The 11,427-nt window shown below is 40.4% G+C and carries 6 protein-coding genes; 2 read left to right on the forward strand and 4 right to left on the reverse strand.

The features are described 5' to 3' along the window. The 3 genes from AC1DND_RS07530 to AC1DND_RS07540 all read right to left on the reverse strand — a co-directional run. A partial coding sequence (locus tag AC1DND_RS07530) for a pentapeptide repeat-containing protein (RefSeq protein WP_477580440.1) occupies positions 1-2,075 on the reverse strand: 2,075 nt, incomplete at its 3' end. 225 nt (positions 2,076-2,300) lie between these two features. Next, positions 2,301-2,837: a hypothetical protein gene (locus AC1DND_RS07535; RefSeq protein WP_477580442.1), complete on the reverse strand. Its 537-nt coding sequence runs from the start codon at positions 2,835-2,837 to the stop codon at positions 2,301-2,303. A gap of 633 nt (positions 2,838-3,470) precedes the next feature. Continuing rightward, positions 3,471-5,855 carry a TonB-dependent receptor gene (locus AC1DND_RS07540; protein WP_477580444.1) on the reverse strand — a complete coding sequence of 795 codons (2,385 nt, stop codon included), beginning with the start codon at positions 5,853-5,855 and terminating at the stop codon, positions 3,471-3,473. A gap of 109 nt (positions 5,856-5,964) precedes the next feature. On the opposite strand from AC1DND_RS07540, the gene AC1DND_RS07545 reads away from it, so the two are divergent. Continuing rightward, positions 5,965-7,419, forward strand: a complete 1,455-nt coding sequence (locus AC1DND_RS07545) for a sensor histidine kinase (protein WP_477580446.1) — start codon at positions 5,965-5,967, stop codon at positions 7,417-7,419. Continuing rightward, positions 7,406-8,098: a response regulator transcription factor gene (locus tag AC1DND_RS07550; RefSeq protein WP_477580448.1), complete on the forward strand. Its 693-nt coding sequence runs from the start codon at positions 7,406-7,408 to the stop codon at positions 8,096-8,098. The genes AC1DND_RS07545 and AC1DND_RS07550 overlap by 14 nt, the downstream gene beginning before the upstream one ends. Positions 8,099-8,315: 217 nt before the next feature. Here AC1DND_RS07550 and AC1DND_RS07555 read toward each other — a convergent pair. Further along, on the reverse strand, positions 8,316-11,427 hold a 3,112-nt coding region (locus tag AC1DND_RS07555), incomplete at its 5' end, for a hybrid sensor histidine kinase/response regulator transcription factor (RefSeq protein ID WP_477580450.1).

The raw sequence follows: 11,427 nt of genomic DNA on the forward strand, positions 1-11,427 counted from the left end.
GCCTTGAGCTTATGTAGGATTTTTGAAATTTCCTTTTGATCCTCCTTGCTTAGTTCAGATTTAATGAAGGAGAGCTGACGATACCTAGGCGAGAGGCCTCCTGTTTTGAAGAACAAAGAAAGTACAGATTTCTCAAGGTTGACATCCTGAACCTTACTGGGTATATCAATATCGAATACCTGGCTTATTAAATCATTATTGTCTGTACAGCCAAAGGCCACAAAATAACTATCTGAATATGACGTTTTCGTGTCGAACTGACAGTCGTAAAAACGACAGTTTACGAATGAACAATTACTGAACGACTTAAAATTAAAGTTACAGTTGTAGAAAACACAATTGTTGAAAACTGTTTCGCTGAACTGGCCTTCTTTTTGGATTAGCATATCTTTCAGTTCAAAGCCGTCCAATATCGCATGTTTGTAGTCTCTTACTATCACTCCCAATAGATCTATGTCCAGCTTGAAGAAAAATTCGGCTTCGTAACGGAAGTTATAATCAAAAAATATCTGCCAAAGCTCTTTTTTATACTGCTCCGATTGTACCTTGAATGCTTCAAGAGCTAAAAGAGCGAACATTTGGTTTAATGATTCATAGAATTTGGGATTATGCTCAGCAAATTTACCCATAATAAGATTTTCACCTATTAGCGTTCCAAAAACAAATTCATTGACAAAACCGATTAGGTTTTTTTCCTTTCTATCCAGAAATGCATGATTAGATAGGGTGTCTGCCAACTGATCAATCCTTGGCCTTTTATCAGGTGTGTAATTTTTTCTAGTCTCTTCGAGTACCTTGGAATTGTATTCCTGGATCAACTCTTTTATGAAATCTTTGGTCTCTGTCTTGATATCAAGTTCGGTCATTAATCTGACTAGCTTTCTAAATATCCGTAGCTGTATTTCTGGTTCAAGTACTAAATTCTGCCTGATTTGCTCTCTTGTGAGAAGGAATTCAAAATATTTCTGAACAATCGATTCATTCTCAAATATCATGGTCGATAGTTCAGAGAAATCAATATATCTTAAATAAGTAAGTAGAACTGGGTTTGCGATTTTGTTAACTGGAAAGGAGGATCTATCAATGAGTTCAAGTTTATCCTTGGACAGCCAATTTTCTATTGAAGGTTCAGTAAGGGAAATTTTGGCGAGTGTGTAAGGAATATTTCTATCAATCATCCAGTTGTGAAATTCTTCGCTTGAAAAGATTGCTGTTTTTCTTGATGTAATAATAATTTTTGCATTATCTGTTAAAAGGTCAACAATAGTGGATAACATGCTTTCTACCTCCTCGAACCTGCTTGTAGAAAATGAAAAATCCTTAGATATCAATTCATCAAATCCGTCGATTATCAGCGGTATTCGTCCTTGCTTTATTTCATTGATGACTACTTTAGAATCAACTCTGTTAGAAAACTGTTCTTCAATTTCATTCTGGAGTATGTGCTTAAATATTGTTGCTCTTCTATCTCTGGAAAGCTCTGTGAAAAAAGGAATTTTATTAATAGATGTACTAATAAAGGAATTTAAGATTTCATAAGCTGTGCAAGTCTTTCCAAAACCAGCAGCCGCTTCGATAATTGTTAATAGTGGGCCATTATGCTTGTTGATCAGCCCAACTATTTTATCGGTTAAATTATCATTGGGGTCATCAGCGCTGAAGTGCAGAGATGATTGTTCTTCGTGTTCCTCATTAATAATAGAAAATTCATATGGTGACCTTATGTATTGATATTTAGCAGTTTCGGGCAGATTCTCCATTATTCTGCCAACAAAGTTTTTATACCTCCTTTTTAAATTATCAATGACTCCATCTGCTTTGAAAAAATCTTTGAATAAAATATCCTCTGCCTCAGAGACGCTGTTGAAGTCTCTGACTTTGACTCCGTAGCCCAATGCAGAATATTTTTTCTTTAGTGCTTCAGCATCTCCACTGCTATCAAGTTTTACAACATCTGCACCGCTATAAATACTTTTGGTAAATAGATAGACCCTTACCCCTGGGTAAGCTTTAGTTGTTTCATAGCCATAACTGATATAAACTTTATCAAGGTGGCTTATTTCGGTTTCATTCATATATAGAGATTCAATCTCGTGGATCACAGATTGTTTTTTTGGTTTTAAACTAATTTGTAAGTTACTAAAATCCAGTATTGTTAATAATACAATTTTTCAACAATCTGCTCATTCTGATTGTAGCATCTCGCTGAGACCCAAGCAAAATCAGTTTATAACAAAAAAAGCACATCTTTCGATGCGCTTTTAATCTTAGCTGGGAGGTGCAGAATGCAGAGCTTTTTGTCAGCAACCGTTATTTTTGCTAAAGTCACGTTTAAAAAGTACCTTATTATTTTGCTCAATATAGTCGCCTGATACAATCAAATATGGATGATTGGGCGAATACCCGGCGCTGTGGCTTTTTACCATTATTTTGTCGTTAACTTTCAGGCCATTTAACTGCTGAAATTCCTTAAGCGTGAATTGCATCATGTATTCTTCGCCATCAATCCTGACGATAAGCCATTTTGGTCCTKATTTCGCGTTTGCGCGCTGAAAAGTAACAGAGGTGACCACGGCCTCCATATTACTGAAATCCTTTATGTAATTCCTTATTTTATCATGACTGGCATGCACTTTTTTACCTTCAGGAGAAAGCTCCCATTTTTTGTACCTGATCCCGTCAGGAGAGGCCTCCCATTTTTTCCTGTCCTCCACCATGCGCGCTTTCATTTCAGCGGCAGACAGGGGCTTTGGGGATGGCTTAATTTCACGATTGGCAAATACTAATCCGCTCACCACAACCAGTGGTAAGATCAGCACATAGATGGTTTTTTTCATATGTTTCATATCCTTTCAAATTGATTAAGCGAATCTAGTTTGATATTTTTTGGATGGAGTGATTTGGATTGTAAATAAAAATGTAAATTTTGTAAATAAATCGTAAATAGTATTTGAAGGCCGATTGTAGCCCTTCGCTCAATGTTTTAAGTTAAGCACTGCGGTCGTCAGTCTGAGGGATAATTTATTGTATAAAAATCAATTTGAATGATGCATATCCTTTTTTACCCAGGGGCTCATTCTTGCCTCGGCTCACCGCCGCCGAAAGGCTCTTTCTTTTTGGCATCAAAAAGACCAGCGCAGCTAGCTTGAATGCCGTTGAAAACATAAAAGCCCATGAAAAAACAAAAAATGCCGGCTGAAAATTTTTCTTTAAAGGTCAGTGGTGTGGCTGGGTCAGCAGAATCCGAAAAATTTGTTAGGCCGGATTTAAGTGGAACGGGGATACGGTGCTACGGCCTAGTTGGGCGGAAATGTATAGTGTCGCAAATATCCCATTCTGGACGTAGCGTCTCGCTAAGACCCAGGCAGCAAAAATAATTTAACCACGACTTGTCCCGATTTTCGGGAGATAGAAAGGATGCACACAGATATGGAAATCCGTGTTTATCTGTGTGCATCTGTGGTTAAAATTTACTGCGTGCGTTTCTTTTCCTCCTCACTGGCCGAAGTTCTTTTCCTGGCAGCCGTTGGATTACCGCCCAACCGGTACGAGAAGCTTAAAGTAGCACTKCGTGTATCGTTTTTCTCATAAAAACCATTATGTTGATTTTCGTAATCAACATCAATGCGGTAGGCATTTCTATAAAACATATCGTTTACAGCCAACCTTAAAGTGCCTTTGCCTTTAAACAAACTCTTGCTCAAACCTGCGCTCACATCATAAAGTTGTGCAAGTTTATAAATGCCCTGTATGGTAGGAGAAGAGTACCATGCGCTGATTTCTGCTTTCAATCCCTGTGTTTTGTTCAATGTAAAAGCATGATTAGTGCTGAGGTAAATACCCCAAACATGATAATCATAACGCGCCTGTAAATATCCCGACTTTTCCTGGCGGTAGGAGCCCTGTGCATAATTGTTGATTTCCCACCAGGAAGCTGGTTTAATGGGAAAGGAAGCCGAGAAACCCATTTCCTGACTCAAATCTAGATTTCTTTGAGTATCATAAAAGAGTTTTGAGGTGTTATCCTGTACCGAGATGTTACTAAAATAATCAACCACCCGCCGTAGGTAAAATGAAATGTTATATTGCTGTTTATAGGTATAGCCCAGTTCGCCATTGTAAATAAAAGCGGGTTGCAGCGCAGGGTTTCCTTTCAGGTAAGTGTAAGGGCTGGTATAAGATTTAAAAGGGTTTAACCTCCAGTATTCAGGTCTGTTGATCCTTGAATTATAAGTGAGGTTTATTTCGTTGTCTTTATTCATTTTATAAACCACAAAAAGCGTTGGGAAAAGCTTAAAATAGTGGTTCTGGTTGTTGGTGTTTAATACCATCGATTTGCCATTTGTTCGGGTATATTCACCCCGTAGGCCGCCCTCAAAACTCCATTTGCCCGCATCTCCGCTAATACTGGCATAAATAGCCGATATGTTTTCTGCATATTCAAAGCGGTCGCTGCGGTTAGGTACCAATTCAGGGCCGGTTGCCGGATTATTATAAAAATCAAAACTGTTACGCGTGCGGACACTGCTATATTTTACACCCGATTCAAACGTCCATTTCTTCCAGAACTTATCCGAATAATCCAGTTTTCCCGAATAGATATTGATATTCTGGTCAGACGGGGTAAAGATGTGGTAATTGTCGGGAAGCAGATTGCCATTGGCCAATGTGCCATAAGTATCTACCTGCTGGCTGTTTTTGTTCTGGTAAGGAACATAATCTAAATCCACATTAATATTCCGGCCGTTGGTATCTAATTTAATTTTGTAGTTGAGATTGAAACTATATTGATAGGCTTTTCCATTAGAAACGTTTTGGGTATGAAGAATAGAATCTGGTAGTGCGGAGTGGTTGTTAACAATAGTCGTTAATGTGCTATTCGGTCTGCTGTTCGCACCATTGTAGCCATTTACCAAAATCCCGATTACCTGTTTGTCGGTCAGGTTGTAATCGGCGCCGATTTTATAACTATTGGCGTTTCCCGAACGTATTCCCGATTTATCATTCTTCCAGTCTGCATAGTTTCCCGGCGAGTCGAAAATGATGTACTCACTCTCCGTATGGTCCTTTTTACGTCTGCTGTAGCCATAACTGCCATATACATTCAATTTGTCTTTCCGATAATTGAACACCATACTTGGGGTATAGCTGCTATAGGCTGATTGGGTATAACCGCCGGAAAGCACCACGTTAAAGCCATCGCCTTTTGGTTTTTTAGAAATAATATTGATTACTGCACCGCCCTGGGCATCATACCTGGCCGTTGGATTGGCAATAATTTCTATTTTGGCAATATTGTCCGAAGGAAGGCTCCGGAGGTATGCGGCCAGATCTTCGCCCGATAACCTGATAGGCTTATCATCCATGTAAATCACCACACCTTTGTTGTTCGCCGTTACCCCACCATCAAAACGCGTCTGTACGCCTGGTGCTTTGCCCAATGCATCCCAAACCGTTGCACCACTGGCTACGATGCTATTTTCGACATTGAATATCACCCTGTCGATTTTTCTCACAATAAGTGGTTTTGAAGCAGATACCGTTACCTGCTCCAGGGTTTTATCCTCACTGGTCATCACGATCACAACCGAATCCATCGGAAGATTCAATGCCTGAACCGTATTTTGATATCCAACAGCATTAACCTTTAAAATGTAACTGCCTTTAAAAAGCTGCGGGAAACTGAACAACCCGTTTTTTGAAGCCTGGATGGTTAGGGTCGAGTCTCCACGGCGCAAGCCAATGGTTGCCCCATCAATCGGTTCACCGGTTTTATCGGTTACCAAACCTTTACGTAATTGTGCTAAAGCGATCAAGGGGAAGCAGAAAAGAAGGAGTAGGGTTAACTTTTTCATGTTTCAAAACTAAATGCTTTGCATGTTAAGCAAAGTTAATCTCGGTTAAATATGGTTAAATCTTCGGCCCAGACTTCCATTGATAAAATGAATTGTTCAATTTAGGGGAATGAAATGGCTTCGCTCCAGATATGTTCTTCCGCTGGCGGTTATTACACTGATCATTAGCCTGTGCCTGCAATGTGCATGGATACGGCAGTTGTATCTGGCGCAAAAGAAATCTGTTGCTGTAGTGCTCGAATCTATTGTTAGCGATGCTTCGAGGCAGATAAGCTATCAGAGCATCGTGAAGGGGCACGAGAAAAGTATCCGTTTTCAGCAGTTTTTTCTCTCACCAGAATGGTTGGTGCTGAAGCACGCTTTTGATGATTTAAAAGTGGATAACCTGCGCAGCCGGTTCCATTATGGAATTACCAATGATAGTTCGGTGGTAGAAATGAAAATGTCGTTCCCGAACAATCCTAAAAAGCAAACCGATAACAAATCAACAGCCGTAATCGATGGCAAATCGCAGCAGGAAGTTTCGCTGGAAGATCAGCGGGACCTGAAGGAGATGGATAGTTTGGTAAACCGTCGGCTCAATGCGTTGGGTGTGGCTATGGATAGGAACTATGCCCTTTACGACTATTCCGATGGGAAGTTGGTGAAAGGGAAAGTGGTTTCTAAAGATGTATCTTCTTTCGTCAGTGGGAAATATACCTATAACCTTAAGTTTCAGAAACAGTATCAGCTGGTGGTGCCAAGCATTACCTGGTTGATCATTTATCAGATGAGGTATTACCTCATTTCGTCGTTCCTGATGCTGGCGCTTACGGCAGCCGCGTTCTACCTGCTTATCAGGCTGATGAAAAATCAGCAGCTTTATGCCCAGGCGAGAATGAGCTTTACCAGTAACATCACGCATGAACTCCAAACGCCGATCTCGACGATTGCTGTGGCCCTTGAATCGATCAGTAAATATCATTTGATTGATGAGCCCGAAAAGCTGCAGAATTACATCAATATAAGCCGTCATGAATTGCAGCGTTTACAAGCGATGATAGAAAAGGTGCTTAAGCAGGAACAAATGGACCTTGGAAAAACTAAATTGCAATTTACCCTCTTCGATATTCAATCCGTACTCAAACAGGTGATTTTTTCGATGGATATTCAGGTACGCGAGAAAAATACGCAGCTTATACTTGTGCCTTCTGACGAGCCCTATTTTATTAAAGGTGATGCGATGCATATTGCTAACGTATGTTATAACCTGATTGATAATGCATTGAAATATTCGCCTACGCACTCCAAAATTGAGGTCTCCTGCAGCATTGCTGATCGTGAGTTAACCATCAGCTTTAAGGATAATGGTCCGGGGATTAAAGAAATTTATCAGCAACAGGTTTTCGAACGCTTTTTCAGGATTTTTAGCCAGGATAATATCCACAATGTGAAAGGATCCGGTCTGGGGCTTCATTATGTAAAACAGGTGGTAGAACTCCATGGCGGGCGTGTTGCGCTGCAGAGCAAAATAGGGAAAGGAAGTAATTTTATGATCATTTTGCCATTGTATGAAGAAAACTAAGGTTTTATATGCAGAAGATGAGCCTTTTTTGGCGCGCATTGTGCTCGATGGCTTAACCAGCAGTGGTTACGAGGTAAACCTGGCTTTAAATGGAGTGCTTGCCTGGGCGCAATTTGAAAAAGAAAAGCCTGATATCTGTGTACTCGACATCATGATGCCTCAAAAGGATGGTTATACGCTGGCGGCCGAAATCAGAAAATCAGATCCCAATATTCCGATCATCTTTTTGAGTGCAAAAGCCCTTACCGAAGATGTGGTGATGGGATTTAAAAGCGGCGGAAACGACTATCTTAAAAAGCCTTTTAGTATTGATGAGCTGCTGGTGCGGATGGAATCACTTTTAAAGCGGTTTGGCCCAGCGAACAACGGGGAAAACGATCCCGATAGAAAATACCGGTTCAGGAACTGCGAACTCGATCCTGTAGCCCAAAAACTAAAAACTTCTGTAGGTGAATATTCACTTTCTTATAAAGAAGCTATCCTGCTTGAATTATTACTGAAAAACCGCAATAACATTTTGGAACGTGAGGATGCGCTGATCAAAATATGGGGAGAAGACAGTTTTTATAATGGCCGCAGTATGGATGTGTTTATGGCACATCTGCGAAAGCTCTTAAAAAGTGAACCTGAAATACAGATCATCAGTTTGCGTGGAGTAGGATACAAGCTCATTTGTTGATGAGGTGTTACTTATTGAAATAATGAAAGCCTCCCTAGTGCTATCCTATAGAGAAACAGGGGTTAATAAATATTACAGCCAACAGGAAACAGTCTCATTCTGGTCGTAGCGTCTCGCTAAGACCCAAGCAAATAATAGGGTGCAGAATAATAGGATTCAATACCGTTGCAGTGGTTAATTGTTAAAACCAAGATGTGCCACTAAACAAAAACACAGCTTAATGGTTATCCGTCCACTCTGAAGGTAACTTCCCGAAAAACTTCTTAAATTCCTTACTAAAGTACCGGCTATCTAAAAAGCCTACCATATATGAAACCTGGTATACTGTATATAGTTTAGTTTCCAGCAGTTCTGCTGCTTTTTTAAGACGTACTCTTTTGATAAAATCATTAACTGATGAGCCAGAAACCGACTTAATTTTTTTGTAAAGCACTGGCGTACTCATATTCATCAGTTTAGCCAATTCATTCACACCAAAATCAGGGTTTTCTATTGAGCCGGCAATATTTTCTATCAGTTGATTGAGGAACTTTTGGTTTTCTGTTCCGAGTGTGGTCTGGTTTAACTGTTCAAAGATGTCGACTGATGTAGATTTTTTATCCAATAACTGGCTAATATGTGCCTGCGCATTCTTTATTCCTGTAATAAGGTTATTAACCTGTAGCAGCAAAGCCTGAGGGCTAAAGGGTTTGGTTAGGTAAACATCAGCACCATGCGAGAGTCCGGCAATTACATCTTCGGCCTGTGTTTTGGCGGTTAGCAATATAAAGGGAATGTGATTTGTTGCCACATTGGATTTGATCCGGTCACAAAAATCAAAGCCCGACATTTCAGGCATTGTTACATCACTGATGATCAGATCGGGCATATGCCGTTTAGCCTGTTCCCATGCCAGCTTTCCATTTCTGCTCATCATCACCTGGTAATGAGGGTTTAAAATATCATCCAAAAGGGTGGCGAGTTCCAGGTTATCTTCAGCCAGCAAGATGATTGGTTTTGGGCTATCGCTGGTCTGGCTTAAGGGTAATAACTGGTCGGCCAGGCGATTGGGCAAAGTACTCTCTTCATAATAGGCTTCTTGCAGCTCATACGCACCATTTTGTCTTTTGGGCAAAGTAATCGTAAATGAAGTTAGTCCATGCTCGTTCATGGTCTCCAACTGGCTAGTCACTGTAATGGTGCCTTGGTGAAGCTCAACAATAGCCTTAGATAAGGCCAGGCCAATGCCATAACCAGTATTCTGAAACCCATGGTCTGCAACCTGGTAATAATTTTCAAACAATTTGTCTAAATGCGACTGGGAAATACCCCTACCATTATCTTCTACGATGATCGTAACTTCATTGTCGGTCTGGTTGATCTTAAGTTCAACAATACCACCATCCTGTGTAAATTTATAGGCATTTGCCAATAAGTTTATAATGGCCTTTTTCAACTGGAAGGCATCGCACAGCAAAAAAGCTGATTTTAGATGTGATCTTTCAAATAGCGTGGTAATCTGTTTTCGTTGGGCGGTTTCCGAAAACATCTGCAGGCAATCTTCGAGTATTGGCAGCAGATCCTGAACATTTTCGGATAGCGTTAAACGGTTATCCTCAGTTTTTCTAAAATCCAACAGCTCGTTAACGAGTGTGAGCAATCGCCTGGCATTGCCTGCAACCCCGATTATTTTGTCTTTTTGTTTCGTGCCCAAATGTTCATCCGAAACCAGCTGCTCTATAGGCGGAGAAATAAGGCTGAGGTGTGTCCTGATTTCATGTGATACATTCGTGAAAAAATTGATCTTGTACTGGTGAAGTTCATCTTCTCTTTTTAAGAGGGTACGTAACACAAAATAACGGCTAATGAAGAAAACAATACTGGTTAAAATAAGGGTATACAGTGTATAGGCCCACCAGGTTGCCCAAAACGGTGGTAATATTTTAATGGTTAAACGAGTAGGTCCCATCCAGTTGGGACTTCCGTTATTGCCACTTACCATTAAAGTATAAGTACCTGGAGCAAGGTTGTTAAATGTTGCTTCTGCTAAATTGCTTGTGGTCCATCCCTTACTTAAGCCCTGAAGCTTATACCTGAAGGCATTTTTTGTTGGCTTAATAAAATCCAATAAGGCAAATTCGAAGGTTAACGAATTCTGGTTATGGCTAAGCTCAACCTTGTCGGTATAGGTGATGGATTTGCGCAGTACCGAACCATCAATTTCTACAGGAACATCAAAAATTCGCATGCCGGTAATCACCATACTCGATTTTGTAGTATTGTCCCTGATTTGGTCAGGATCAAAATACACCAGTCCATCCAATGTTCCAAAAAACAAATTGTTATCCTGTTCGTATTTGGCATTGGGGGTAAAATTGGTACTGATCAGTCCATCTGCTTTGGTGTATTGGGTAACGATTTTCTTTTCTGGTGTAACCTTAAGTAATCCACTATCACTAGCCAGCCAGATATGGTTATGCCTATCGAAAGCTATACTCATTATCGAACGTTTGTCAATCAGACTATTGAAATGATATGGAGCAAAATGACCGTTCTTTTCATTAAATTCTGCCACGCCACGGCCTTCTAAGCCTAAGTAGATCGTTCCTTGATGCTCAGAAATAGTATTCACGGGATATTTTAAATGATAGATGATAATCGTATTGCCTTCAACTTTCATCACCTTGGTTTCGGTAGCAAACCATAATCTTTTTTTAGTATCCTGAAACGCTATGCCGGCAGTAAAAGATCTAAGTGCTTTTTCCTGCATCAGTCTATCTTCTTTCAAACTGGTTCCCCTACGTTTGTATACCTTTAAACCATTGCTCGAGGTCATCCACAAACGGTTTGTCTTATCCTCTACAATCGAGTTAATTTCGGTAGCACGCTCACTTCCTGTTAAACGGTGTTCGATGGCATTGGTATTGGCATTAAATACATCCAAAGTACCCGAAAAAGTTCCGATCCATAAATTACCATCCTTATCCTTAAATAGGGTTTTGATGAAATTTGAACTAATGGACCGATCGTTGCCCTGTTGATTTTTTAAATAAGAGATCCGTTTAGTTACCTGGTTAAGAATATTAATTCCTCCGCCTTCTGTGCCAAGCCAAAGCTCGGTTGGATTACGGTTACACATGCTGCTCACCACACGGTGGTTARGATTTGATGAGGTTGGACCAATGCTTAGGTGCTGAAAAGGAGTAAGTGATGGCTTTATCAGGCCTAGGCCACTGTAGTAAGTGCCGATCCAAATGGTTCCCGAACGTTGTTGAAACAGGCTGTGGATAGAGCTGTTGTGTAAGGTCTGCTCATTGCCCAACTTGCTGTTTAGCTCGATCATGCTTAGG

Source organism: Pedobacter sp. 01N416, from assembly GCF_056399685.1.